Origin of the sequence: Niallia oryzisoli, assembly GCF_036670025.1 — a bacterium.
Lineage (GTDB): Bacteria > Bacillota > Bacilli > Bacillales > Cytobacillaceae > Bacillus_BD > Bacillus_BD oryzisoli.
Genome location: NZ_CP137640.1, coordinates 809,842 through 835,732, shown reverse-complemented (window position 1 = coordinate 835,732; position 25,891 = coordinate 809,842). Strand labels below are relative to the sequence as shown.

The 25,891-nt window shown below is 39.8% G+C and carries 20 protein-coding genes and 21 tRNA genes; 7 read left to right on the top strand and 34 right to left on the bottom strand.

The window, feature by feature from the left end:
* Positions 1 to 7: 7 nt before the first annotated feature.
* From nasC to nirB (R4Z09_RS04195), 3 genes are read right to left on the bottom strand one after another with little or no spacing between them, the layout of a single operon-like run.
* A complete protein-coding gene (gene nasC, locus R4Z09_RS04205) occupies positions 8 to 2,152 on the bottom strand; it encodes an assimilatory nitrate reductase catalytic subunit NasC (protein WP_338451116.1) in 2,145 nt (714 codons plus the stop codon).
* A 27-nt stretch (positions 2,153 to 2,179) separates the two neighbouring features.
* Positions 2,180 to 3,412, bottom strand: a complete 1,233-nt coding sequence (locus R4Z09_RS04200; RefSeq protein ID WP_338451115.1) for an MFS transporter — start codon at positions 3,410 to 3,412, stop codon at positions 2,180 to 2,182.
* A 39-nt stretch (positions 3,413 to 3,451) separates the two neighbouring features.
* Complete coding sequence (nirB, locus tag R4Z09_RS04195) at positions 3,452 to 5,572, bottom strand: nitrite reductase large subunit NirB (RefSeq protein ID WP_338451114.1); 2,121 nt, start codon at positions 5,570 to 5,572, stop codon at positions 3,452 to 3,454.
* A gap of 153 nt (positions 5,573 to 5,725) precedes the next feature.
* Here nirB (R4Z09_RS04195) and R4Z09_RS04190 point away from each other — a divergent pair, with 153 nt between their 5' ends.
* Complete coding sequence (locus tag R4Z09_RS04190) at positions 5,726 to 6,841, top strand: FAD-binding oxidoreductase (protein ID WP_338451113.1); 1,116 nt, start codon at positions 5,726 to 5,728, stop codon at positions 6,839 to 6,841.
* A 67-nt stretch (positions 6,842 to 6,908) separates the two neighbouring features.
* On the opposite strand, the gene R4Z09_RS04185 is transcribed toward R4Z09_RS04190, so the two are convergent.
* Together R4Z09_RS04185 and R4Z09_RS04180 are read right to left on the bottom strand one after the other, a co-directional pair.
* Positions 6,909 to 7,118 (bottom strand): hypothetical protein, encoded by a 210-nt coding sequence (locus tag R4Z09_RS04185; RefSeq protein ID WP_338451112.1) that lies wholly within the window; start codon positions 7,116 to 7,118, stop codon positions 6,909 to 6,911.
* 174 nt (positions 7,119 to 7,292) lie between these two features.
* The gene (locus tag R4Z09_RS04180) at positions 7,293 to 7,553 is read right to left on the bottom strand and encodes a hypothetical protein (RefSeq protein ID WP_338451111.1); all 261 of its coding nucleotides are present in this window, start codon (positions 7,551 to 7,553) and stop codon (positions 7,293 to 7,295) included.
* A gap of 205 nt (positions 7,554 to 7,758) precedes the next feature.
* Here R4Z09_RS04180 and R4Z09_RS04175 point away from each other — a divergent pair, with 205 nt between their 5' ends.
* On the top strand, positions 7,759 to 8,769 hold the full coding sequence (locus R4Z09_RS04175) for a DUF3231 family protein (RefSeq protein ID WP_338451110.1): 1,011 nt from the start codon (positions 7,759 to 7,761) through the stop codon (positions 8,767 to 8,769).
* 396 nt (positions 8,770 to 9,165) lie between these two features.
* Here the strand turns inward: R4Z09_RS04175 and R4Z09_RS04170 are convergent.
* The 21 genes from R4Z09_RS04170 to R4Z09_RS04070 form a co-directional block, all read right to left on the bottom strand.
* Positions 9,166 to 9,239: transfer RNA gene (locus tag R4Z09_RS04170), tRNA-Ile, on the bottom strand.
* Between the two features lie 8 nt (positions 9,240 to 9,247).
* Positions 9,248 to 9,321: transfer RNA gene (locus R4Z09_RS04165), tRNA-Gly, on the bottom strand.
* 52 nt (positions 9,322 to 9,373) lie between these two features.
* Positions 9,374 to 9,455: transfer RNA gene (locus R4Z09_RS04160), tRNA-Leu, on the bottom strand.
* A gap of 12 nt (positions 9,456 to 9,467) precedes the next feature.
* A tRNA-Cys gene (locus tag R4Z09_RS04155) sits at positions 9,468 to 9,538 on the bottom strand.
* Positions 9,539 to 9,543: 5 nt separating this feature from the next.
* A tRNA-Gln gene (locus tag R4Z09_RS04150) sits at positions 9,544 to 9,615 on the bottom strand.
* Between the two features lie 16 nt (positions 9,616 to 9,631).
* Positions 9,632 to 9,707: transfer RNA gene (locus R4Z09_RS04145), tRNA-His, on the bottom strand.
* 6 nt (positions 9,708 to 9,713) lie between these two features.
* Positions 9,714 to 9,787: transfer RNA gene (locus R4Z09_RS04140), tRNA-Trp, on the bottom strand.
* A 36-nt stretch (positions 9,788 to 9,823) separates the two neighbouring features.
* Positions 9,824 to 9,907 (bottom strand) — tRNA-Tyr (locus tag R4Z09_RS04135).
* A gap of 32 nt (positions 9,908 to 9,939) precedes the next feature.
* A tRNA-Asp gene (locus tag R4Z09_RS04130) sits at positions 9,940 to 10,016 on the bottom strand.
* A 3-nt stretch (positions 10,017 to 10,019) separates the two neighbouring features.
* Positions 10,020 to 10,093: transfer RNA gene (locus R4Z09_RS04125), tRNA-Met, on the bottom strand.
* A 176-nt stretch (positions 10,094 to 10,269) separates the two neighbouring features.
* Positions 10,270 to 10,362: transfer RNA gene (locus R4Z09_RS04120), tRNA-Ser, on the bottom strand.
* Positions 10,363 to 10,417: 55 nt separating this feature from the next.
* Positions 10,418 to 10,494: transfer RNA gene (locus tag R4Z09_RS04115), tRNA-Met, on the bottom strand.
* 122 nt (positions 10,495 to 10,616) lie between these two features.
* Positions 10,617 to 10,693, bottom strand: a tRNA-Pro gene (locus R4Z09_RS04110).
* 9 nt (positions 10,694 to 10,702) lie between these two features.
* Positions 10,703 to 10,776: transfer RNA gene (locus R4Z09_RS04105), tRNA-Arg, on the bottom strand.
* 63 nt (positions 10,777 to 10,839) lie between these two features.
* Positions 10,840 to 10,928 (bottom strand) — tRNA-Leu (locus R4Z09_RS04100).
* Positions 10,929 to 10,938: 10 nt separating this feature from the next.
* Positions 10,939 to 11,013: transfer RNA gene (locus R4Z09_RS04095), tRNA-Gly, on the bottom strand.
* An 8-nt stretch (positions 11,014 to 11,021) separates the two neighbouring features.
* Positions 11,022 to 11,103, bottom strand: a tRNA-Leu gene (locus R4Z09_RS04090).
* 34 nt (positions 11,104 to 11,137) lie between these two features.
* Positions 11,138 to 11,213: transfer RNA gene (locus tag R4Z09_RS04085), tRNA-Lys, on the bottom strand.
* 130 nt (positions 11,214 to 11,343) lie between these two features.
* A tRNA-Thr gene (locus tag R4Z09_RS04080) sits at positions 11,344 to 11,416 on the bottom strand.
* A gap of 36 nt (positions 11,417 to 11,452) precedes the next feature.
* Positions 11,453 to 11,528: transfer RNA gene (locus R4Z09_RS04075), tRNA-Val, on the bottom strand.
* A gap of 170 nt (positions 11,529 to 11,698) precedes the next feature.
* Positions 11,699 to 11,770, bottom strand: a tRNA-Glu gene (locus tag R4Z09_RS04070).
* Positions 11,771 to 12,326: 556 nt separating this feature from the next.
* On the opposite strand from R4Z09_RS04070, the gene R4Z09_RS04065 reads away from it, so the two are divergent.
* The gene (locus R4Z09_RS04065; RefSeq protein WP_338451109.1) at positions 12,327 to 13,763 is read left to right on the top strand and encodes an alkaline phosphatase PhoX; all 1,437 of its coding nucleotides are present in this window, start codon (positions 12,327 to 12,329) and stop codon (positions 13,761 to 13,763) included.
* Between the two features lie 185 nt (positions 13,764 to 13,948).
* A complete protein-coding gene (locus R4Z09_RS04060; protein WP_338451108.1) occupies positions 13,949 to 14,359 on the top strand; it encodes an SET domain-containing protein in 411 nt (136 codons plus the stop codon).
* Between the two features lie 54 nt (positions 14,360 to 14,413).
* On the opposite strand, the gene cobA is transcribed toward R4Z09_RS04060, so the two are convergent.
* The 5 genes from cobA to R4Z09_RS04035 form a co-directional block, all read right to left on the bottom strand.
* Positions 14,414 to 15,196 (bottom strand): uroporphyrinogen-III C-methyltransferase, encoded by a 783-nt coding sequence (gene cobA / locus R4Z09_RS04055; protein WP_338451107.1) that lies wholly within the window; start codon positions 15,194 to 15,196, stop codon positions 14,414 to 14,416.
* A gap of 26 nt (positions 15,197 to 15,222) precedes the next feature.
* Positions 15,223 to 16,062, bottom strand: coding sequence for a formate/nitrite transporter family protein (locus R4Z09_RS04050; protein ID WP_338451106.1), 840 nt, complete (start codon positions 16,060 to 16,062; stop codon positions 15,223 to 15,225).
* Between the two features lie 24 nt (positions 16,063 to 16,086).
* Positions 16,087 to 16,410, bottom strand: a complete 324-nt coding sequence (gene nirD, locus R4Z09_RS04045) for a nitrite reductase small subunit NirD (protein WP_338451105.1) — start codon at positions 16,408 to 16,410, stop codon at positions 16,087 to 16,089.
* 103 nt (positions 16,411 to 16,513) lie between these two features.
* On the bottom strand, positions 16,514 to 18,928 hold the full coding sequence (nirB, locus tag R4Z09_RS04040; protein WP_338451104.1) for a nitrite reductase large subunit NirB: 2,415 nt from the start codon (positions 18,926 to 18,928) through the stop codon (positions 16,514 to 16,516).
* Positions 18,929 to 19,245: 317 nt separating this feature from the next.
* On the bottom strand, positions 19,246 to 20,613 hold the full coding sequence (locus R4Z09_RS04035; RefSeq protein ID WP_338451103.1) for an MFS transporter: 1,368 nt from the start codon (positions 20,611 to 20,613) through the stop codon (positions 19,246 to 19,248).
* 250 nt (positions 20,614 to 20,863) lie between these two features.
* On the opposite strand from R4Z09_RS04035, the gene R4Z09_RS04030 reads away from it, so the two are divergent.
* Complete coding sequence (locus tag R4Z09_RS04030; RefSeq protein WP_338451102.1) at positions 20,864 to 22,078, top strand: 4-hydroxybenzoate 3-monooxygenase; 1,215 nt, start codon at positions 20,864 to 20,866, stop codon at positions 22,076 to 22,078.
* A gap of 112 nt (positions 22,079 to 22,190) precedes the next feature.
* Here R4Z09_RS04030 and R4Z09_RS04025 read toward each other — a convergent pair whose 3' ends face one another.
* The gene (locus tag R4Z09_RS04025; RefSeq protein WP_338451101.1) at positions 22,191 to 22,952 is read right to left on the bottom strand and encodes a glucose 1-dehydrogenase; all 762 of its coding nucleotides are present in this window, start codon (positions 22,950 to 22,952) and stop codon (positions 22,191 to 22,193) included.
* Positions 22,953 to 23,162: 210 nt separating this feature from the next.
* Between R4Z09_RS04025 and R4Z09_RS04020 the strand changes: the two genes are divergently transcribed.
* Complete coding sequence (locus R4Z09_RS04020) at positions 23,163 to 23,591, top strand: glyoxalase/bleomycin resistance/extradiol dioxygenase family protein (protein ID WP_338451100.1); 429 nt, start codon at positions 23,163 to 23,165, stop codon at positions 23,589 to 23,591.
* Positions 23,592 to 23,657: 66 nt separating this feature from the next.
* Here the strand turns inward: R4Z09_RS04020 and R4Z09_RS04015 are convergent, their stop codons facing one another.
* Complete coding sequence (locus R4Z09_RS04015; RefSeq protein ID WP_338451099.1) at positions 23,658 to 23,840, bottom strand: hypothetical protein; 183 nt, start codon at positions 23,838 to 23,840, stop codon at positions 23,658 to 23,660.
* Between the two features lie 206 nt (positions 23,841 to 24,046).
* On the opposite strand from R4Z09_RS04015, the gene R4Z09_RS04010 reads away from it, so the two are divergent.
* On the top strand, positions 24,047 to 24,238 hold the full coding sequence (locus tag R4Z09_RS04010) for a YbxH family protein (RefSeq protein ID WP_338451098.1): 192 nt from the start codon (positions 24,047 to 24,049) through the stop codon (positions 24,236 to 24,238).
* Positions 24,239 to 24,345: 107 nt separating this feature from the next.
* Here R4Z09_RS04010 and R4Z09_RS04005 read toward each other — a convergent pair whose 3' ends face one another.
* The gene (locus R4Z09_RS04005; RefSeq protein WP_338451097.1) at positions 24,346 to 25,863 is read right to left on the bottom strand and encodes a long-chain fatty acid--CoA ligase; all 1,518 of its coding nucleotides are present in this window, start codon (positions 25,861 to 25,863) and stop codon (positions 24,346 to 24,348) included.
* Positions 25,864 to 25,891 lie beyond the last annotated feature (28 nt).

Here is a 25,891-nt window from a genome sequence, read left to right as displayed (position 1 = left end):
TTTTCTTTTACATTTTCTCGACAAAAGGACTAACGTTTACTGTACTCACTTTAAATCCGGGCATCTTGCACAACGGATCTAATTTTGGTGAAACAAGCCTGTTCACATTTTGGGAATCACCCCAATGAAAAGGAACAAAGACAGTATCTTGACGTATCGCCTCCGATAAGATACTTCTTACAACAATACTTCCCCGTTTTGATTCAACCTTTACAAGCGACTGGTTTTTAATACCGTATTTCTTTGCCGTATCTGGATGGAGTTCTATAAAGGATTCAAAATTCCTTGCCGCCAATGAGGGGCTTTTTCTTGTCTGTACTCCTGTCAAATAATGTGACATCACCCTTCCTGTTGTTAAATATAGAGGATAATTCTCGTTTGGCTCTTCCTTTGGCACTTCAGGTACATTAGAAACAACCGCCATTAAAGCCTTTCCGTCTTCGTGGGCAAAGGATTGTTCAAATAACCTTTCTGTCCCCTTATGATCGATACTAGGACAAGGCCATAATATCCCGCCTTCCTTTCTTAAACGTTCATACGTGATTCCATAATAATCTGCAATACCGCCGCGGCTAGCCTCTCGTAGTTCATTAAAGATCTCTTCAGCAGATGAAAAAGAAAAATATTCTCCTTTTCCAAGTACTTGAGCAATGTCACAAATAATTTTCCAGTCATGCTTTGCTTCTCCTATACTTGGGAAGCCAGCTTCACGTAAAAGCACCCGTCCCTCTAGGTTTGTCGTGGTCCCTTCATCCTCTAAATAGGAGGTTGCCGGCAGAATTAAATCTGCTAATCTAGCAGTTTCTGAAACAAATAAATCTACAGCAACAAGAAACTTTAGTTTTTTTAAAGCTCCTTTCACAAAATCTGCATTTGGGTTAGATACAATTGGATTGGAACACATCAAGAACAAACCTGTGATTTCTCCTTTATCCATTTTCTCAATCATTTCAAAGGCTGATACCCCTTTTCTTGGCAGCTCAGCCTTATCAATTCCCCAAACCTTGGCAATATGGGCTCGATGTTCCTCATTTACAATCGAGCGATATCCCGGCAGTTGATCTGCTTTTTGGCCATGCTCCCTTGCACCTTGGCCATTTCCCTGTCCGGTGATGGCCCCATATCCACAATATGGTTTGCCGATTTTTCCTGTTACAATCAAAATATTCAGGAAATTGCGGACTGCAAGCGAACCATCTGTTTGCTGCTCAACACCTCTTGCCGTGAAAATCATGCCGGTTTCTGCTTTCCCAAATGCATCAGCTGCTCTTTCAATCTGCTCCGCCGGTACTCCGGTTAGCTCAGCAATCTCATGCAAGCTAAGGGAAGAAACGTATTCCCTGACTTCCTCAAACCCTGTTGCTTTTTCTTTGATAAATGACTCATCCTGATAATTTTTTTCCACAATGACCTTTAATAATCCATTTGCCAATGCCGCATCTTTACCAGGCCTGATCTTTAAATGCAAATCAGCCATTTTCGTTGTCGCTGTTTCCCTTGGATCAACGGCTATGATGAATGCTCCGTTGTCCTTTGCTTTTTCAAAATAAGGCATAAGAGTAGGCTGGCATTCTGCAATGTTAGTCCCTGCTAAAATAATGCACTCGACAAAGGGGATTTCCTGCAAACTATTGGTTAATCCTCTATCCATTCCAAAGGTTTGGCTGGCCGCGGAAGCTGCTGCTGACATACATAAACGTCCGTTATAATCAATATGTTTTGTTTTCAATGCTACACGTGCAAATTTCCCTAATAAATAGGCCTCTTCGTTTGTAATGGAGGCACTCCCATAAACACCCAGGGCGTCATTTCCATCTTCGACCTGGATTTTCGTGAAATTCTCCTTGATATGCTGGTAAGCCTCTTCCCAGGAGATGCGCGTAAATTCACCATCTACTTTTAATAGGGGATATAGAATCCGTTCCTTGTGTAAGGCATGCTGGTGCGCGTTCATCCCTTTAATACATATACGACCATGTGAAGTAGGATTCTCCTTTCCGACCGTCACATATTTTTTCCTTGTGACAATCGTTTGTTCAATTAAGCGCATTTTACATTGAACACTGCAATACGGGCATTGTGTATCATATACTTTTTCAGACTGTACCTGCTGTTGTTTTTCGCGAAAATATTTTAAAAACATTTCAGTCATAACTATTTCATTCCTTTGTATAAAGAATTAGAATTTCACTCCAGATTCCACTGTAGCCCAAGACTTCTTCCAGCTGCGTGAAACAGAATAAAATACAAGGGTTACAACAAGTCCAATACAAGCAAGGGTGATAAATCCTGCAACATGACTCCCGGTTGCCTGCTTCAACGGTCCTAAAATATAGTTTGGCAGAAGGAAACCTCCAAAGCCGCCGGCCGCTCCTACAATGCCAGTTATTACTCCAATCTCATCTTTAAAACGCTGCGGCACGATTTGGAACACAGAACCGTTTCCCATACCAAGGCAAGCCATCATCACACTCGTAATCATCAGCATGACTAGGAAGGAACTTGGCATCAGTGTCACTAGGAAGGAGCAAATGGATATGCAAGCAAATAGATATTGAAGAAATTTCATCCCTCCGATACGATCTGCAATATAACCTCCAATCGGTCTGAATAAACTTCCGGCAATAACGGTAACTGTCACCAAATAGCCGATTTGAATCATAGATAATCCTCCGGCCATCGCTTTATCTCCGTATATATCATAGAAAAAGATACCTAAATAGCTGGCGAGACCGCTAAACCCTCCAAATGTAATGGCATAGAACAGGCAGAACCACCATGTATCGGAATAACGAAAAACTGATAAATACTCAGAAAGCTTCTTTGGTTCTGGCTGATTTGGGCTGTCTTTTGCCATGAGCGAGAAAGAAATGAGGATGAGAAGGAGCGGGATAATGGCTATACCAAACACACTGTGCCATCCATACATCTCGGCAATTTTTGGACCAAAGAACGTAGCAATCGCCGTTCCACTGTTTCCGGCACCGGCAATTCCCATTGCCATCCCTTGATACTGCGGCGGATACCAACGTCCTGCTAATGGGAGTGCCACCCCAAAGCTTGCCCCTGCTACTCCAAGCAAAAGACCGATAGCATGAAGTTCGCTTAAGCTCGAACCGCCAAGCCAGCCCCATAGTAATGGCAGAATCGTGATGATCATTCCAATGATACCGGTTTTTTTGCAGCCAATTCGGTCAGACAAAATACCCATTGGTATTCGTAAGATCGCTCCACCCAGCAAAGGGAGAGCTACCATTGTAGCTTTTTGCGAGTCCGTTAATCCGAAATCTTGGGTAATATAAAGGGATACCGCCCCACAGAGCACCCAAATCATAAAACTGACATCAAAATAGAGAAACGCTGACAATAAGCTTGGGAAATGTCCCGATTGCTTGAAACCCTTTAATTCCATCTTTAATTGCCTCCTTTTTTATGAAAAATTAATGAATCATTATAAGGATTTGATATATTTCTTTTCTGCTTTCTCTTTATTAGTTAAAACATCAAGATCCAGTCTCTTAATAAGCTGATAACGAAGCTCCGGATCAAAAATGACTTCTCTTATATGGATTAAACCGATACGATTCACCCATTGTCGGGTATATTCCAAATAATTAGCGGTCTCTCGATAATATTGAATTATAGAAAGAACCATATCGATTACTGTCTCATTGGTTCCTGCAACATAAAATAAATCTCCCGCTTTCGTATTACGTCCACCGCTGCCACCAATATAAATTTCCCACCCTCTGTTCATCATGATCAATCCAATATCGTTTGTCATTACCTCTTCACCATTGTGTATACATGAAGAGATGCTCATTTTAATACGTTGTGGTGTATTTAAAAAATCCCACCTTTTTTCTAATTGAACACCCAAATCTAAAGATGATTGTCTATCACATTGGCAAAGACCATTATAGGTTTCAATTGGATCGATTTTATTACAAAAAGCTGGAACATCAGTTAACGCCGGTTCAATCATGCCAAAATAATAATATAGTGCTCCTTGACATTTACGACATCCATGGGGTTGTTTCCAATTCAGCTCATTCATCGCTTCCTGAATAGATGTGAGATGTCTCACCTGCATTTCCTGTATGACTTCATCTTCAGTCATGGTTGTGCAGGAACATAAGGTTTCCTTCTCTATCATTTCATCGAATGAATCACTTTGAATATAATTTAGCAGTTGTGCTACTACAGGCCTGCAGCCGCCGCATGAACCGGAAGCTTTTGTACACTTTTTCACTTGTTCAACGGTGGTTAAGCTATTTTGCTGTACGGCTTCTAGAATGGCTCCTTTCGTTACCGCATTACAGTTACAGACAATTTCGCTTTGGGCCATTGCAGCCACAGGGTTCTCATCGACTGCGGTTAACTGGAACAGCCTATTTTTTTCGTGATCCTCTATGTCTTTCTTTTCCACGATTTGTTTTAATAATTTAGCACCGCCATTTGTATCACCATATAAAACAGCTCCTACCAGTTTATTTCCTTGAAAAACAAATCTCTTATAAACTCCATTTAACCCATCTTGGATAGAAATAGCCTTTGTTGTTTCATCGCCTGTGAACTGACCAGCTGAGAATACATCGACTCCGGATACTTTCAATTGGGTAGAAAGAACAGAACCACGATACCCTTGGACTTCTTGCCCGCATATATGTTTTGCCAATACTTTCCCTTGTTCAAACAGCGGCTTAACAAGCCCATAGACTTTTCCCCGATGTTCCACACATTCCCCTACTGCGTAAATATCCTGGATATTCGTTTGTAAAAAGTCATTTACGAGGATGGCACGATTGGTTTCAATCCCACTTTCCTTTGCAAGCTTTACATTCGGTTTAACACCCGCCGCCATTACCACCAACTCTGTTTTTATTTCCGTTCCATCCTTAAAACGCAAACCTTCCACACGGTGGTTTCCGATAATCTCTTCTGTTTCTTTTCCTAACAAAAAATTCATACCCTGACTCTTTAATTCCTTTTCAAGCATTTTAGAGGCTGTATAATCAAGCTGCCGATTCATTAAACAATCGTCCAGATGTACCACATCTACCTCCATCCCAATATTCAACAACCCTCTGGCTGCCTCTAAACCTAATAAACCGCCGCCGATCACGGCAGCTTTACTATATTGTTTGGACGCTTCCATCATTTTTTGACAATCCTCAATGGTTCGGAATGTTATGACCCCAGCTTTGTCTCTACCAGGAATCGGAAGAACAAACGGAGTTGAGCCCGTTGCAATAATGAGCTTGTCAAAGCCCGCTTCCCTTTTTTGATCTGTTTGAATGATTTTTCTCACCGTATCAATCTTCACAACTGTTTCGCCGGTGAACAATTCAATCATATTTTTCTTATACCATTCACGGTCATTGAGCATAATATTTTCAAATGATGTACTACCTTGCAGTACATTCGATAATAAAATGCGATTGTAATTAACATGTGGTTCGCTGCCAAAAACAGTTATCGTAAATAGATTAGGATTAATTTCTAAGATTTCCTCGAGACAGCGAATACCTGCCATCCCATTCCCTATTACAACTAACCTTTGCTTATTCATTTATTACCTCCAATAAGTAAGATAAAATGATTGATGGTTACTATTTTTACATAAAATCGACTGTAAAAAACGAATCATGTTATATTTTCTAACATTGAATATTCGTAGAAACTGATTTAAGTAAAGGAATAAACGGACACGGGGGGATACCTGATGCAAAAAATCGTTGTGGTGGGTGCAGGCATTCTTGGAGCTACAGCTGCCTATCAATTAGCTAAAAGCGGAGCTCAAGTTACCATTGTCGATCGAAAAGATAAAGGGCAGGCGACAGATGCTGCAGCTGGCATTGTCTGCCCGTGGTTAAGCCAGCGCCGCAATAAAGCGTGGTATGAGCTGGCAAAAGCGGGGGCCCGCTATTATCCGGGCTTAATTAATGAACTGAAAGAGGATGGAGAAATAAACACTGGATATTCTCAGGTGGGTGCAGTTAGCTTACATAAGGATGAAAAAAAGCTTGAAAAAATGGCAGAAAGGGCTCTGGTCAGAAGACAGGAAGCTCCTGAAATTGGTGACATTACCCATCTAAGTCCACAGGAAACAAAGCAATTGTTTCCTCTACTTGATGATGAGTATGCATCTGTCCATGTCAGCGGCGGTGCACGCGTTGACGGGCGGGAACTTAGGGATTCTCTTTTACGGGCTGCTCAAAAAAACGGTGCTACATTGATCTATGATGAAGCAATGCTGATTTTTGATGAAACTCGAGTAACAGGAGTTCAGACCCCTATAGAAACCATCTACGCGGATATTGTTATTGTATGTACAGGTGCTTGGGCTCCTCAATTGCTTAGTCCTTTAGGCGTTGATTTTAAGGTCCGTTTTCAAAAAGCTCAAATAGCCCATTTAGAAGTGAAAGAAAATACCGGCGATTGGCCGGTTGTCATGCCTCCGGGAACCCTATATGTATTAGCTTTCGATGATCATCGAATTGTCGTTGGCTCAACTCATGAAGATACAGAAGTTTTCGATACAAGGGTAACAGCAGGCGGGCTGGCTGAAATTTTTACGAAAGCGTTGGAAACAGCTCCAGGGTTATCCGACGCAGCTTTATTAGAAGCAAGAGTTGGTTTTCGTCCCTTTACGCCGGGATTTTTGCCTGTGATTGGACCGCTGCCAGGCTGGGAGGGAATCTTTGTCGCGAATGGATTAGGTTCATCAGGACTTACCGTTGGTCCTTTTTTAGGCTCTCAATTAGCTAAGCTTGCTCTTGGATTGGATTTAGAGATTGATTTAGAGAATTACTCTGTTGATGCAGCTTTAGGAGAATAACATTGGTCGGAATATAGGGTAAAAACAAAAAGCTTGCAGCTGGTTCCGGTCAGCTGCAAGCTTTTATTTATTTTCTTCGTGGTTTCCTTTTATACCTCATTCTTCTTTTCGGTGATATTAATTCTAAAATGAAACCTAATAATCCGAACAATACATAATATCCTGCTATTGTTAGATTCAAGTTGAACAATTCAGACAAACCAGTGATAATGAGTGAATGAACGCCAATCAAGCTTAGTAACCACGCTACTAAAAGTCCCGCTAATATACCTAGCATGTTTTCCTCCTTGTATAACACCAGTATAGGTTTACTCGGCGCATACACTCCTCGAACATGCATTGATTACGGCTTCGTTTTTATCTTTGTTGTACTTTACTTAAGGACAGTTATTACACTATATCGTTTTTTCAGCATCCTGTTACATTGTTTATCCCATAAAATCATTATCAATTATTTATTGAATTTTTCCTCTATGTATTTAAGGGCATCTTTTACAAAAATCTCTTTTGATTTATTTTGCGCTTGAACTGACGACAAATTTATAGGCATTGACTCCCAAGCCATAATGTCCCTTAAAATTTCGTATGCCGAACTGTTTTTATTAATCACAATTCCTAAATCATATAAATGATCAGTAAGTTCTTTAAAATCCTTGTCTTTTTCCACCAATAATTCAAGTACTCTTTCAAGCGCCTTACGTTCCCAGCTCATCATAATTCCCCCTTCATGTACATGTATTATTATAGAATAATTTTACCATACCTTATATCATTGCTGTTATGCCAATCAAATGCTGGCAATTCTTCATTGAACTCATCATGATTGCTCTCTATTTCCCCAATTTATACATATTTGTTTAGTGAATACTGCCTGCAAATTAGGAGAAAATTTTATTATTAAATGCGAGGTGGAAATTATGAATTTTCATAACCTTATAAGTGCATCAGAACTTGGTACCCTTTGGATTACATATCAAGAAAAGACGATGATTTTAAGAATTCTTGAATATTTCATAGAAAAGTCTGATGACCAAGAAGCCAAAAATATTATGGGGATGATGTGGCAGGAACTTGATTATTATGTGGAATTGATGATAAGGATTTTCGAGAGTGAAGGAGCAGCCATTCCTAAAGGATTTACAAAAGAAGATGTTAATTTAGATGCTCCCACCTTATTTGACAATGGATTTGACATAATGCTTCTTCGTATTTTAAAAGAAGTGAGTATGGGAATGTACACAATTAATATGAATATGGCGTACCGAGTAGATATGATGACGCTTTATGAGGGTTTGACCACCATTACCCATAAGTGTTATAAATTGGCCACCCGTTACTTATTAAAAAAAGGGATTCTTACTCTTCCTCCAAATATCACAATTCCCAAAACAACTGAGTTTATTGAGAGCAAAAGGTACATGAAAGGATTTAAACTTTTTAGTGAGAAAAGGTCATTGAATGCTATTGAAGTAGGTTTTCTCCATCACGGAATTGAAGTGAATAATATCGGAATGCAACTCATTACTGGATTTGCTCAAAGTGCAAAAAACAAAGAGGTTAGACAATATTTTGAAAAAGGAAAAGAACTTGCCAAAAAGCATATAAAAACATTTCAAGAATTCCTTTTGGAAAATGATATTCAGGTTTCCGCAACTTCTGGAAGTACAGTAACAACTTCAACCATTGCACCATTTTCAGACAAACTTATGATGTTTTGCATCGACTTTCTCAATGGATTTAGCATTGTTGGAGAGAGTTTTGGAGCATTTTTCACATTAAGAAATGATATAGCTTTAAAAACAACATTACTAACCAAAGATGTCTATTTTTATGGTCAAGAAGGATTAGAAATTATGTTTAAACATGGATGGTATGAAGAGCCTCCGCAGACAGAAGATCGTAATCGCATAATAAGCCGCACAGAATAAAAGGCTCATTCGAGCGAATACTAAGACTAGTGTTTAATAAAACACTAATTTCAATGTGGAGGGATATAATTTGAATATTCTTCTCAGCCTGTTATCAGTATTAATTACATTGGCTATTAAAGCTTCATTCTATATCGAAAAGATGGAGTCTAAATTAAAGTCATCATTAAGAATGCCAACTTTAACATAAGCGTGGAGTATTTTGAATGGATTATCTTTTTCCGCATTGCATTTAAAAAGGCAAACACAGTCATTGTGTTTGTCTTTTTTTCAATCCTCGCGCCTTTTGCACGAACTAAACCATTAGATGGGGTCTGTTCAGCATATGAAAAATCTCCATAAAAAAAAGCCTTAAAAAGGCATAATCTAAAAATGGTTCCGCATTTCAATTAAAAGTGGGCCTAAATGGACTCGAACCATCGACCTCACGCTTATCAGGCGTGCGCTCTAACCAGCTGAGCTATAGGCCCATTATGTATGGAGCGGGTGAAGGGAATCGAACCCTCGACAACAGCTTGGAAGGCTGTGGTTTTACCACTAAACTACACCCGCGAAGTGAAAAAGTAGATTTTGATTAGACACTAGTCTAAGTTTAAATCCTATATACCGGTGGTCGGGGTCGAACCGACACTCCAGAAGGAACACGATTTTGAGTCGTGCGCTTCTGCCAATTCCGCCACACCGGCAAAATTGTATGAAGGCGGCAACCGGATTCGAACCGGTGGTGAAGGTTTTGCAGACCTCTGCCTTACCACTTGGCTATGCCGCCAAAAACTGGGCTAGCTGGATTCGAACCAACGAATGACGGAGTCAAAGTCCGTTGCCTTACCGCTTGGCTATAGCCCAATAATAAAATTGTTTATGGGGCGGCTGATGGGAATCGAACCCACGAATGTCGGAACCACAATCCGATGCGTTAACCACTTCGCCACAGCCGCCATAATTGGCAGGGGTAGTAGGAATCGAACCCACACCAAAGGTTTTGGAGACCTTCGTTCTACCTTTAAACTATACCCCTATATGAATGATTATTTTCACTACCGTGAAAAAACTTTGGTGGAGGGGGACGGATTCGAACCGCCGAACCCAAGGGAGCGGATTTACAGTCCGCCGCGTTTAGCCACTTCGCTACCCCTCCATATTTATATGAAAATATTGAAAAAATGTTAATGGCGGTCCGGACGGGACTCGAACCCGCGACCTCCTGCGTGACAGGCAGGCATTCTAACCAGCTGAACTACCGGACCAGATTGCGGGGACAGGATTTGAACCTGCGACCTTCGGGTTATGAGCCCGACGAGCTACCGAACTGCTCCACCCCGCGATAATAATAAATATAAAATTTGGTTCATACTCTATGTGAGCAAGAACTGTCCCGACCTCAAGAAGCTTATTCAAGCAGCAGCTCGATCGGTACAACTCGCAGTTTATTCAATGAAGTAACGCTTCGTTGCTCCATCCCGCGATAATAAAAATATTGATTTGTACCATTTTTTAAAATGGCGGAGGAAGAGGGATTCGAACCCCCGCGCGGTTTAACCCGCCTGTCGGTTTTCAAGACCGATCCCTTCAGCCGGACTTGGGTATTCCTCCATAATAAACACTTGAGACTGTTCTTCGAAAAAAGCCAGCTATGAGTATAATTCAATGGTAGCGGCAGAGGGGATCGAACCCCCGACCTTACGGGTATGAACCGTACGCTCTAGCCAGCTGAGCTACGCCGCCATATTATTATCTAAAAAAGATGGTGGATCCTAGTGGGATCGAACCCCGGATTTCCTGCTCTGCCAGCATAAGAAAAAGCTCTCCTTGCTGAGCTAAGGCTCCATTTTCATTTTGAAATTGAATGGTCGGGAAGACAGGATTCGAACCTGCGACCCCTTGGTCCCAAACCAAGTGCTCTACCAAGCTGAGCTACTTCCCGATTCACAAGCGCGCCCGAAAGGAGTCGAACCCATAACCTTCTGATCCGTAGTCAGACGCTCTATCCAATTGAGCTACGGGCGCATAAATCGTTAGTTATTTTGCTGGAGCAAAATAATATGGTTATTTTACTATCGTAAAAAACCTTGGTGCCGAGGACCGGAATCGAACCGGTACGGTAGTCACCTACCGCAGGATTTTAAGTCCTGTGCGTCTGCCAGTTCCGCCACCCCGGCAAGTATATTCTGGAGCGGAAGACGGGATTCGAACCCGCGACCCCCACCTTGGCAAGGTGGTGTTCTACCACTGAACTACTTCCGCAATATAAATGCGGGTGAAGGGAGTCGAACCCCCACGCCTTGCGGCGCTAGATCCTAAGTCTAGTGCGTCTGCCAATTCCGCCACACCCGCATATTGAAAGTTATTTTGCAAGCGCAAAAAACTTTGGTGAGCCATGAAGGACTCGAACCTTCGACCCTCTGATTAAAAGTCAGATGCTCTACCGACTGAGCTAATGGCTCGAATATAATTTATGTTTATGACATAGCTTGTGGTCTTGTGCGCCAAAAGCCTTTGGCTTTTGTTGCAGTCGCAGTCTCTTCGAGACGGTGCGACGCTCTACCGACTGAGCTAATGGCTCAAACAATAAGATGCCGGCCAGAGGACTTGAACCCCCAACCTACTGATTACAAGTCAGTTGCTCTACCAATTGAGCTAGGCCGGCAAATATGAAGATTATTTTCACTACGTGAAAAGATCATGGTGGAGGATGACGGGCTCGAACCGCCGACCCTCTGCTTGTAAGGCAGATGCTCTCCCAGCTGAGCTAATCCTCCACATTTTTTCAATTAGATAGCAGTCTAGCTCCAGCGCCTAGTGGACTTCACATTCCACCCTACGATAAGTTAACATCCAATCGCACTAGCGTGCTCTTGGTGTTTCCTTTATCTCGGTCCGGATGCTCCAGTCCATACGCCGCTAGGCAAGGCGCTTCCGCTTTCTAAGATGACCCCTACGGGATTCGAACCCGTGTTACCGCCGTGAAAGGGCGGTGTCTTAACCGCTTGACCAAGGGGCCAATATTTAATTATTTCTTAATAGCTGTTGTTTTGACGACGTTTATTACTATAACATTTTTAATCACAGAAGTCAACTTCTTTTTTAATTTACACTATTATCAAAAATAGATAGAAAATATCAAGTATCTTTTCTTTCCCCTCAAGAAAACTGGATTAAGAAGTGCGATTTCTATACTATCATCTAAATATTTAGAAATCAACTCCTAATTATTAGAAATATCATTTTTAATTTCAGTGAATCATTTACTTTATGTTAACTTTTGCACAAAAATATTACAAACTCTTAACACTTCAGAAAAAAATCAACAATTTTATATGAAGAAATTCATAGGTTTATCCTCCTTTTTATTTTAAAAATGATAATTCCTGATATTTTCTAGTGCTTTTGCCTTAAAAACAAACAATAGATCACTCTATTTTTTTACATCTAATGGCACTTTCGTTTTATCTTATATTGTAAAACAGAATATTACACTATATTAACAGTGTTTATAGAATTATTTGCTAGTTTTATTAATAGAGCTTGTCTCAATAAAGGAAAGTGGAGGTAATACTATGAACGGTGGAAATAATGGAATAAACAGACGTAATTTCTTAAAGGCTGGTGGTATGGGCACATTAGCTTTAACAATTGGATCAACTGGACTTTTTTCACTAGCAAATGCATCAAAAAGTTTTGCTGCTGAGGCAACAGGTAATCCAACAAGCGGATTTGGCGGTTATGGTCCTCTAGTAAAGGATCCAAACGGCATTTTAGATCTTCCAAAGGGTTTTCACTATAAAATGCTTTCTAAAAAAGGTGACCTTATGTCTAATGGTGATAAAGTTCCAGCTGCGCATGATGGAATGGCTGCCTTTAGAGGTGAGAAAAATACGACGATTCTAGTACGAAACCATGAAAATAGTACAAATTCAGATTTCCCTGTTAACGGAAAAAATCCTTGGAACACTGGTGCTGCCGGTGGTACAACAACTTTAATTGTAGGACCAAATAGAGAACTTATTGATCACTACGTATCAAGTTCAGGTACTATCCGTAACTGTGCGGGCGGAGCTACTACATGGGGCACTTGGTTAACAATGGAAGAAACTCGTAATATGGGACATGGATTTGTGTTTGAAGTAAATCCACTTGATCCTGAAAACGAAATGTCTAGAACACCTATCCGTGATATGGGATATTTCTCTCACGAAGCTGGACATGTTGACCCTTCAACTGGTATTTGGTATTTAACAGAAGATGCTAGCCCAAGCTTCTTTTATCGTTTTACACCAAATGACCGCAGCCAGACTCTTGGTTCTCTTCAGAAAGGCGGTATCTTAGAAGCTGCTGCAATTGAAGAATTGCCTAAAGCTAGTCAAATGGCTACTGGTCAGAAGTTTGGTGTTGTTTGGAAAAAATTAAACCCTGAGATCGCACAAAGTGATGCGCAAGCGAAAGGCTGTATCCAGTTTAGCCGCTTAGAAGGTGCTTATTTCTCAGAAGGTACTTTATGGTTTGATGATACAAGTGCAGGTACAAAACGTCTTGGACGTGTTTACCGCTACACACCAGCTACGAATACATTAGAGCTTTTCTATGAATCTACTGATAAAAATGATTTAGAAGCACCAGATAATATTACCATTACTCCTTGGGGAGATCTTTGGGTTGCTGAAGACGGCGGCGGCAACAATCGCATCATTGGCCTAACTCCAGAAGGAAACGTCTATACATTTGCCGACAACATACATTCTGAGTTTGCAGGGCCCACTTTCTCACCAGATGGTAATACTTTCTTCGTGAATATACAAGGCCTTGGTATTACTTTTGCAATTTGGGGACCTTTTGCACGCAGAAACTCAGCACGCAGACGTGCGATGAACAATGCTCAACCACCAGCAAACTTCGCTCCAATTGTATCGGACAAGCTTACAGCCTTTGCGGAAGAACAAGGGATGTCTATTCTAGAAGCAGCAGCATTAAGTCGTCACGGAATGCCAATCATTTAAGTTTAATAAGTTTGAAAAAGATGTAAGCTTGGCTTTAAAAACCAACTTACATCTTTTTTATTCATCTATGCTAATAGTATGATATCTAACGGATTGCAAAAAATAAACTACATAATATTGTTGCTTTCAATCTTTTTATCGTTCACACTTAAGTCTAACTATAAAATATGAACAGGTGATGAAATATGATTGAAGTAAAAACTTCGAAACTGAGTGATGGGGAACTAAATAGAGGGGTATTTGCCACACAGGATATTGCAAAGGGGACACTTTTCCATGCTGCACCCGTTCTTCCCTACCCAAATGATGAACATATTCATATAGAGAAAACACTTCTTGCTGATTATGCATTTGAATATGGGAAAAACCACTCGTGCATATTATTGGGATATGGGATGTTATTTAACCATTCCTATGAGCCAAATGCCACATATGATATTAACTTCCCCAACCACACGTTTGATTTTTTTGCATACAAGGATATTAAGGCAGGAGAAGAAATTCTTATCAATTACAACGGGGACGTCGATGACATGGATCCACTTTGGTTTAATAAAGAAGATTTAGAAGGTACAGATGAACCAAAAGAGCATTGATTATTCCTAAAACATCAAGGACCTCCCTGTACCATAGGGAAGTCCTTTACTTTTTCATATAATTTTATCCGCAAATACCATTTCACTTTCATGTGCCCTCAATTCTTTGAACCAGGCAATTTGTTCACGTAATCTGACAACCTCACCAATTACGATTATGCTGGGGTTATCAATTTTCTCTACACTCGCTAATTCTACAATCGTAGAAAGGGTTCCTGTAACGGTTTTTTGATTAGCAGTAGTTCCCCTATTCACTAAAGCAACAGGTGTATCAGCTTCTTTTCCATGGAGAATCAAAGCATCACAAATATCAGCCAGATGCCCAATTCCCATATAAACCAACAATGTATCGATTCCTGCTAAGCTGCTCCAGTTAATATTAGTTGGTTTCCCTTTCTCACCATGTCCTGTCACCACAGCAAACGAGCTTCCCATTTTCCGGTGCGTTACCGGTATTCCTGCGTATGCAGGAGCGGCAATTCCCGATGTAATTCCTGGAACAATTTCGAACGGAATGCCATTTTGAGCGAGAACCTCTGCTTCTTCAGCACCTCTGCCAAATACAAACGGATCTCCACCCTTCAAACGGGCCACCACTTTCCCTTGTTTCGCAAGCTTAACTAGCAAAAGATTAATATTTTCCTGTTTTAATGTGTGACATTTTGGAAGCTTCCCGCAATAAATTAACGTTGCCTCTTTTTTTGCGTGTTCCAGTAAGCCTTTATTGACCAGCCGATCATATAAGATAATATCAGCCTCTTGAATGCACTTTAAGCCTTTTATCGTTATTAAGTCAGGGTCTCCAGGACCTGCTCCGACTAAATATACCTTGCCCATTCGATGACCCCTCTCTTCTTTCCATATTACAGATTGGATGCTTGCTGTGTAATTTCTAATTGTTCTAAAGCCTTCTTTGCTACTGCTTTTCTATGTGTTAGGTACAATGCTAGTCCAGTAAATAAAAACCCGCCAATTAGATTCCCAAAAAGAACCGGAAGCTGATTCCATACTAACCAATCAGAAACCGTAACATTTGCCCCAAGCATAATTCCAGCAGGAATGACAAACATATTTACGACCGCATGCTCAAAGCCTTGGGCAAAAAACATTAATATTGGAAGCCACATCGCAGCTATTTTTCCAATTGTTGCTTTTGATGTCATCGCAAGAACAGCCCCTAGAGCTACCATCCAATTACATAGAATAGCTTTTACAATAACGACAAGTAACCCTTCTAATCCCAACGAAGAATAGGCTAGTGTTTTTGCTTCTGCTACATTGATAATTTTCTTTGCTACCGCATGATTATCTACATGACCAAAATGAGTTGCCGCAATCACATATAAAACTGCATAGACTGCACCGCCAATTAAATGTCCGATAATGACCCAAAACCAATTTGACAACATTTGCTGCCATGTAGCTTTCTTTTCCATCACAGCTAATGGAAGCAGCGCAAAATTTCCTGTAACCAGCTCTAATCCTAAAAGAATGACAATCACAAAGCATGCTGGAAATAAAAGTGCACCAACAAAGCCCATTTGCGATTGTGTTTCAGCAGTAAATGCCAAGGTGGTACCAAAGCCGAGAAGCGCCCCGGCTAAGCCACCTCTAATTAACATATCTTTAACAGATAGCTTTGCTTTTGCTGCACCTGCTTGAACCATGTTTTGTACAACTTGATCTGGATTTACGTATGACATCATTTTCCTTCTTTCAAGAATTATTTACAGAACGATAAAAACTTCATTGTTTTCAACTTCTACCTTAAAGGTTTTAACACAGCCGTTATCCGGTTTTTGAACCTGGCCATCATTTACGTTAATTTTCCAATCATGCATTGGACAAAATACATGATCACCACTTACCATTCCTTCTACAAGAACCCCACCTTTATGAGGACAGCGATTTTCGATCGCACGAAATTCCCCTGTCTCTAAATGAAATAACGCTATCTCATGTGGACCTATATGGACTGTTTTTCCTAACTTTTGTGGGATTTCATCCACTGCGGCTACTTTAATTCGCTGAATTGTTTTTGTTTTTTCCATCACTTATTCCTCCAGATCATTATGTCCCGTCTTTACAGGCAATCATCTTCTCCCCATAGTTCATCGAATATCATGGAAACAGGAGTCAACCCCCGGTTCCCTTTTATTCGACCGTTACCGGAATTTTCACTTTTTCAAATAATTCTTTTTGAAGCCTTTCACTTTCAACAATTTCTTTCCACGGTTCTTGCGCTACAGTCAACGCTTCATCTAAACGTATATTTAGTTCAAGTCGTTTTCGATCATCTTCCATCACAGATCGAATATGATCGAGTCCCATTCTCTCAACCCATTTAGAGGTTCTTTCTAAATAGATTCCTGTTTCACGATAATACTGGAAATAAGCTCCGGTAATCTCAATTACTTCTTCACTTGTTTTTACTTTGCATAATAGATCGGCCGCTCTTAAATCAGTTCCACCGTTCCCTCCAACATAAATTTGGTATCCGCCGTCCACACCGACAACACCAAGATCCTTAATACCTGATTCAGCACAATTTCTCGGACAAGCCGAAACAGCCATTTTAAATTTATGAGGAGTACTGATTCGTTCAAATTTCTTTTCTAAAGCGATACCCAGCCCGATAGAATCTTGAGTTCCGAATCGGCAAAACTCTGCACCCACGCATGTTTTTACAGTACGAAGAGTTTTACCATATGCATACCCTGACGGCATATCCAGTTCAGCCCATACCTTTGGAAGGTCTTCTTTTTCAATACCGAACATATCAATCCGCTGTCCGCCAGTCACTTTCAATAACTTCACATCATACTTTTCAGCCACATCGGCAATTTTCCGTAACTGCTCTGGGTTTGTCACACCGCCATACATTCTTGGTACAACTGAGAAAGTACCATCCTTTTGAATATTGGCATGCAGACGTTCGTTTACAAAGCGCGATTCTTTTTCATCCTCATATTCAAGCGGATAAATCATGCCTAAATAATAGTTCAATGCCGGCTTACATTTGGAGCAGCCATCGATTGTATTCCATTCAAGTACATTCATAACTTCCCTTGTTGTTTTAAGATTCATATTACGTATAGCTGTAACAACCTCATCTCGTGATAAAGTAGTACAACTGCAAATCGCTTCTTTTTGATTAGCTTTACTAAATTCATCACCTAATGTAAGCTCAAGAATATCAGCTACTAACGGTTTACATCCTCCACATGATCTTGAAGCATTCGTACAGCCTTTTACTTCGTCGATATTTGTCAGACCTTGCGTTTCAATTGCGTTTACAATATCCCCTTTTGTTACACCATTACAGCCGCAGATGATTTCATCATTTGGCAGGGAAGCAACAAAACTTACTCCTGCATCATTACTTTCATCCTTTTCAAGATACTCAGATACATTTGCGCCTTTATTAATCAAACTCAACAGCTTCGTGCCTTCTTTTGTATCACCAAATAAAACGGAGCCTGAAATTTTATCATCCTGAATAAGAATCTTCTTATAAGTACCTTTCCAATCATTAAATTCCTTAATGACCTTTGTTTGTTCATCTTCATTAATGATTCCGGCTGAGAAAACATCAACACCAGAAACCTTTAATTTAGTAGAAAGTACTGTTCCTTCATAAGGCTTCACATCAATGCTGCAGATTTTCCCAGCCAATGCTTTCCCTTGTTCATAAAGCGGTGCAACTAGCCCATACACCATGCCGCGGTGCTCTGCACATTCACCGACCGCAAACACATTCGAAATCTCTGTCTCCATATAATCATTAACAAGGATTCCTCGATTGACCGGAATTCCGCTTTCTATAGCGATACTTGTATTTGGTTTAATTCCAACCGCCATGACCACAAGATCTGCTTTGATTTCTTCCCCATCGCTAAAACGCAGTCCCTCGACTCTGTTTTCACCGATGATCTCCTGCGTTTGTTTTCTTAACAAAAAGTTCATCCCCTGCTTTTCCAGTTCCTTTCGGAGCAGGTTTGCAGCAGCTTCATCTAATTGTCTTTCCATTAAATAATCAGCAAGATGGATAACATCCACTTCCATTCCTAGATTCAATAGGCCTCTTGCAGCCTCAAGACCTAATAATCCACCACCAATGACAGCCGCTTTTTTATACTTTTTTGAGTATTCAATCATTTTTTCGCAGTCTTCTATATTCCGGAAAGCAGTAACCCCTTCTTTATCAGCACCTGGAAGAGGAAGTATAAAAGGAACCGATCCTGTTGCAAGAATTAATTTATCGTAAGCAACCTCACGATTTTTGTCAGAAATTACGATTTGTTTTTCCGTATCGATTCGGGTTACCGTTTCTCCAGAATGGAGAAGAATATTATTTTGTTCGTACCAATTCCAATCATTTAACGTAATATCTTCTATTGCTGTATCTCCCTGCAATACTTTTGATAATTGAATGCGATCATAGTTTGGGTGATTTTCACTTCCAAAAACCGTTATTTCAAACGCATTCTTTTCTATCTTTAGAATTTCTTCTAGACACCTAATTCCAGCCATCCCATTCCCAATCAGTACAAGCTTTTGTTTTACCACGTAGAATCCTCCAATCGATTTACAGACGTTATCTATGAATAATATGGATTCATCATATGATAAGATTTGTTATATATCCATATTCGTGTAAGAAAATATGACATAGTTTTTTGTTTTTCCTTAAGTCATATTCATATTTCAAATTAATAACGCATTGAATGCGTTATTTTTTATAACATTATAATGGTAATATTTATCCCAATTTCCTTATTGATTTAACTCTCCCTGAACAAATAAAGCGGCTAACTCCTTCTAAAGCTTGAATTTAGAAGGAGTTAGCCGCTTTTAATTCGCATAATATCCGATAACTAAGTATCCTATGCATTACCTACTTTCATTGATCCCTTTTCAGCATCATCTTCCCCGACTACTTTGTCAAAAGACCCATACTTCTCTTGAACTAACGCAAAGCCAATAGCTGCCAAAATACTTGGTACGGCAAATGTAGCAAAAGCCAATTTTGGATCGACCCCCGTGACAAGAATCATGGCGATTAAAGTCGGAGCAAGGATAGAACCGATCCGTCCGATCGCTTGCGCATAACCCATTCCAGTTGCGCGGATTTCACGCGGATAATATTCAGTAATGTACGGATTCCCTAAGTTCATCACACCCACTGTACTTGCTCCTCCTAAGAAAATTAAAAAGTATACAAGAGCAACATTCGTTGTTACGCTCAATGCAATGAATGTCACAACACCTATTAAATATAACGAAACTAGAACTTTCCGGTGCCCCACTTTTCCAGCCAAATATCCACCTAGCAACGTACCTGCAATTTGGCCAACGCAAAGCATAATGTTAAAGGACAAACTCGAAGTGAGACTAAATCCTGAATCTTGCATCATTTTTGGCAGCCATGTATTTAAGCCGTAGGCCATCATCATTGTGCAGAATATCGCTAGCCAAATAGCAATTGTACTAAAAGCTCGATTGTTGGTGAACAATTTTTTAACCGGGAAGCCCTTCCCTGCTGTTTCTGCTGAATGAAGCTGATAATCATCTGTTTCTGTGAAATTTCCATCTGGCTTCACTTTATTAAGAATTTCAACTATTTTTCTAACCTGTTTTCTTGCTAAATAATAGGAAAGCGATTCAGGAAACTGCTTAATGAAAAACGGAATCGTCAGTAGTGGAATCGCGCCAATATAGTACAATGTACGCCAGCCTGTAAGCGGAATCAAATACATGCCAATCAACGAAGCCAAAATACCGCCTAGCGCATATCCGATATAAATTGCTCCCACAAGAAGGGCACGATTTTTTTTGGGGGAATACTCTGTCATGAGCGAAATACAATTCGGCATCAAACCACCCATACCAATCGCAGCTAGAAAACGCATAACCGTAAACCACGTAATATTAGGAGAAAGCCCTGCAGCTAACGTAAATGCGCTGAACAAAAACATACAAATCACAATGACGTTTTTTCGGCCAAATTTATCAGCAACCGGAGCTAAGACGAGGGCACCTATCATCATCCCAAATAATGAATAACTTCCAACCGCACCTGCCTGCAGTGCGGATAAATTCCACTCTTCCATCATCCAAGGTAATCCGACACCATACATCGCAATATCATAACCATCAAAACCTATAGCATAAAAACACCAGATAAAAACAAGTAAATGAAAGCGGTTAAATTTACTTACAGAAACAACGTCTTGTGCAACAATAGTACGCATTTTAATTTCTCCTTTATATTTATTTTTTATCATTTTGATAGTGTTAATAATAAATAGATAATTTTTGGAATAAAATAGTTATTTTCTTATATACGAAACTTTTTTATTTATTTTAGATTATTTATAATATTAAGAATAAACAAAAAAATATTTGTTTCGTATATAAGAAACACTTTGTATTATTCCGAATATTTTTAATATATCATTTCCTTATAAACAAAATAAAAACGTTTACAAAGGGGATAAAATTATGCGAACACAAGTAGGGATTATTGGAGCTGGACCAGCTGGGCTTATTCTTGCACAATATCTTCATCAACAAGGGATTGATTCTGTTATCTTAGAACGTAAATCAAGAGACAATATTGAGGGAACAGTAAAGGCAGGAATTCTGGAACAAACGACAATTGATATTTTAAGAGAAATTGGTGTAGGCGATCGGATGGATCGTGAAGGTTATTTTCATGATGGCAACTACTTTCAGTTCAATGGCCAAAGACGCCGTATTGATCTAAAAAAATACTCTGGAGGAAAGCAAGTCGTCGTGTATCCGCAGCATGAAGTCATTATCGACTTAGTGAACGCTCGTTACAAAAATGGCAAAGATATTATCTTTGACGTAGAGGATGTCACATTACATGACATCGATACAGATCAGCCAAAAATAAGATACCGTAAAAATGGCATGGACGAAGAATTGGTTTGTGATTTTATTGCCGGCTGCGACGGTTTTCATGGACCAAGCCGTAAAGCGATTCCTGATAATATTAGGAAAGAACATCTCCATATCTATAAGGATGGCTGGTTAGGCATACTATCTGATTCTGCACCAGCAGCAGATGAACTCATTTATGCCAACCATGATAAAGGGTTTGCTTTATTAAGTACACGTACTCCAATTTTACAACGTCATTATTTACAAGTGGATGCAAACGATGATATCACTAATTGGTCAGATGATCGAATTTGGACAGAATTAAACGAAAGAACAAAGACCCATGATGGATGGCAGATACCAGATGGACCGATTAACTCAAAAGGAATTATCCAAATGCGTAGTTTCATTTGTGAAACCATGCAGCATGGCCGCCTATTTATCGCAGGTGATGCCGCTCATACTGTTCCCCCTACGGGAGCGAAAGGACTTAATTTAGCCGCTACTGATGTTAAAGTAATGGCTCGTGGAATTACCGAATTCTATCAAACTGGCAGCACCGATATACTAGATAGATATTCAGAAATATGCCTTCGTCGTGTGTGGAAAGCAGAACGCTTCTCTTCCTTCATGACAAAGCTTCTTCATGCGAATCCAAACCTTGACTCTTTTGAACGTGGTATTCAGCTGGCAGACCTTGATTACTATACTTCATATGAAGCCGGCTTAACAATGATTGCTGAAAATTACGTAGGATTACCTATCGAGTGGGAAAAGTCCAATGAATTACAAGCTGTATTAAAAAAATAAAAGTTTTTTAACTATAGATAAATAAGAAAAACTCGCTGAATGTATTTGGCGAGTTTTCTTTATGGTCATATAAAAATTGACCTACTTTCGATTTTTGTAACCATTTTCGATATTAAAAATTCATCCGGGACTGACCGCCGTCGACATTGATGCTTGCACCGACAATCCATGAGGCCTTATCTGAAGCAAGAAAAACAGATACATTCGCTATTTCCTCAGGAGTACCAAAACGTCCGGCAGGGATTTCATCTTGGACAAATTTCTGTATCCCTACAGGATCCGCTTCAAGCCTTCTTTTCCAATTTCCTGTATCATGAAGAATACTTCCAGGGGCAATACTGTTGACGCGTATTCCATCAGAAATCACTTCATCTGCCAATGCTTTAGTAAAGCTGATCAATGCAGCTTTTGTGTTATTATACGTTACCTTTCCACCGCTCTCTCTGCCAAATATAGAGGTAATATTAATAATCGAACCGCTTTTTGACTTTTTCATATGCGGAATCACTATTTTGCTTAAATGTACAGCCGAGAAGTAATTCAACTCCATGGCTTCATAAAATAAGTCCAAATCTGTTTCCGCCGCTTTTCCTCCATTACTGCCGCCGGCATTGTTAATGAGGATATCAATCGTTCCTTTTTCCTCCATAAACGTTTGGATGAGTTTTTCCCGTTCTTCACTTTTGGTCAGATCAGCTTGAAAGAGTGAAACATTACCGCCCAATTCTTCATTTGCTTTTTCTAAAAATTCTCTGCTGCGGCCAACAATGGAAACATTAGCCCCTTCAGACAGAAAGGCGGCCGCAATTGATTTTCCGATCCCTTTCGAACCTCCTGTGATAAGAACGTTTTTTCCTTGTAATTGTAGATCCATTGCATAACTCTCCTATATTGTAAGATGTATACTATTATTATTTCGCTTCACTTACGAGTATCCCTTGTTTGCCATTCATGATTTTGCTTGCTGATTTTCTATAAATCATTTGTTTTTCAAAGATGGTATGCTTAATTCTAAAATTGGCTATAGATAGTTTGTCCACTTAATTGATATGAAATGATTAAATCTGAAATAGGAGTGATTCAAATGTCAGTAGATGTTTATTTAACTTTTAATGGGAACTGTCGTGAAGCAGTTGAATTTTACGCAGAGGCTTTTGGAGAAGAAAAACCAAAAATCATGACCTTTGGTGAAAGTCCTCAAGACCCAAATTATCCATTGCCGGAGGAAGCGAAAAATTTAGTGATGCATACCAGACTTACAATTGATGGCAGTAATGTGATGTTTTCAGATGCCTTCCCAGGTATGGAAGTGAGTGAAGGAAACAATATTACCCTTTCACTAGTCAGTAAGGATGAGAATAAAATTAAGTCTTCCTTTGATAAATTAAAAGAAGGCGGTACTGTCAATATGGAGCTTCAAGAAACATTTTGGAGCAAATGTTACGGTCAAGTTACTGACAAGTTCGGTATTCATTGGCAGGTAAGCCTTGACAGCGGTGAAACTGCCTATTAAAAAAGATAAACACTTAAAAAAGACCTAATCACTCGGATTAGGTCTTTTGAAGTTATTCTATGAATTTTATTTAATAATTGTTAAATGACGAATTCTTCTATGCTTTCCAAGTTCTTGGTAAATGGCACCTACCATTGCGACAATGGTTAACATAAATAGAACGAATGCGATGACAGGTGAGTTACTGAAAAGAGTCACGAGATAATATGATAAGAGTAATAGTAAAGAAGTTAATAGTAAACCGTTCATACAGACACTCCTTTGTAATAAATTTATTTAAATTGTGACAAATTATTGACTATTTTTTGACATTTATTTGTCTATATTTTAAGTTTGAATAAACAGAATGTAAAGATATTTTCAATAGAAAAGCAAAGAAAATTTTAAAATTTTTCCAGTCCTTTTGTGTAATACTATGTTTGGCAGTTTAATTTACGTTAAAGGAGTTGTATTGCATGGGCGCGGTTGAAAGGAATGGATATCGGTTTGAACCAGAATATAGCGTAATCGAGCAAAATGGAGCCATTCATATCTATCATAAAGGGCAGTTTATCGAAGAATTAACCTTTTCCTTTTCCGGAAAATACCCTGAATTTGATCAAATTGAAGAGCTTATCGATGACTACTGTGAGCAAAAAGGAATATAACCGATCCGTTTAAATAGTTCAGCGCATTAAAGCGGCGGGGGACTGTCCCCCACCGCTTTAATGCGCTGAACAGAAGTTTTAATGTTTTAATATTCTAGTATGTTTTTTTAATTTTTGGTAGCAGTAGAACCGTCCCCATGCTTCTTTAACGCCTTTTTATCGATTTTTCCTACGTGTGTTTTTGGGAGTTGGTTGAGGAAGATGATTTGTTTAGGGACTTTGTATTTTCCTAGTTTAGTTGCGCAATGGTGTTTTATATCTTCTTTGGTTAGCTGTTCATTTTCCTTCAGGACAATAAAGGCTGCTACGATTTCTCCCCATTTTTGGTCGGGTAATCCTACAACAGCTGCTTCTGCTACCTGCGGGAGTTCGGTAATCCAATGCTCCACTTCAAGCGGATAGACATTTTCCCCGCCTGTTATGATCATGTCTTTTTTCCGGCCCACGATATAGTAGTAGCCGTCACCGTCTTTTTTGGCTAAATCACCGGTTTGAAGCCAGTTGGAGGACAGGGCTTCATCAGTTGCCTCTTGGTTGTTCCAATAGTTTAAGAAAACATGCTTGCCTTTGATTAATAATTCTCCTACCTCATCAGTCCCAGCCTGTTCTCCGTCCTCATTTATAATTTTTACTATATTAAACAGCATCGGTTTTCCGACTGAGCCTAGTTTCTCATCCACCTTGTCCGGGTCAATATAAAAATTATTGGGACCCGCTTCCGTTAAGCCATACCCCTCTTTAAAAGTTAACCCTCTGCTTCGAAAAGCTTTATAAATTTCTAATGAACAGGGCGCCCCGCCGGACAGAAAAATTTTCACAGTCGGAAAAAGGCTCTTCTTAAATTCATCTGTATTCACCATCATGTGATACATCGTTGGAACTAATAAGACAATCGTACAGTGATAATGATTTAAATACCGGATGGCCTCAACAGGGTCGTAATCACTGGCAATCACCACTTTTCCGCCAACCATGAGCAGAGGAATAGATAGTGCATTTAAGCCCCCGGTATGAAATAGCGGCATATACGTTAACGTCGTATCTTCCTTTGATAGATTCCAGCTCAAAACCGTGTTCAATCCATTCCAAATGATCGATTGATGTGATAACACGACCCCTTTTGGCTTTCCTGTTGTTCCTCCTGTATAAAGAATGGCAAGAGGATCCAGTTCCGAGATTTCTACTTCCCCTTCTAACGAAATCTCTTTAGCGAAATATCCTTCATGATCAATCTCAAAAGTAATCGGCTCCAGCTGTACATAATCCAGCTCAGCCACTTTTTCCACAAAACTGGAATGAAAACCAATTAACTTCGGCGTACAATCCTGAAGGATATAATCAATTTCATGAGAAGATAAGCGCCAATTGATCGGAACAAAGATTGCACCTAGCTTTATACAAGCAAAAAGCAAGTCAAAATAAGCGACATGATTGGGAGACAGTAATGCTACCCGGTCCCCTTTCACAATGCCCTGCTTTTTTAACCAACTGGCCGCCGCTTGCGCACGGTGATTCACTTCAGAAAAGGTCCAGTTTATTCCCTGCTCTGCATGAACAATTGCTACTGTATGCGGTGATAACCTTGCTCTATTAGTAATCCAATCAAACTCCCAATCCAATCCCATCTCACCATCCTTTCACCGTATCAAAGCT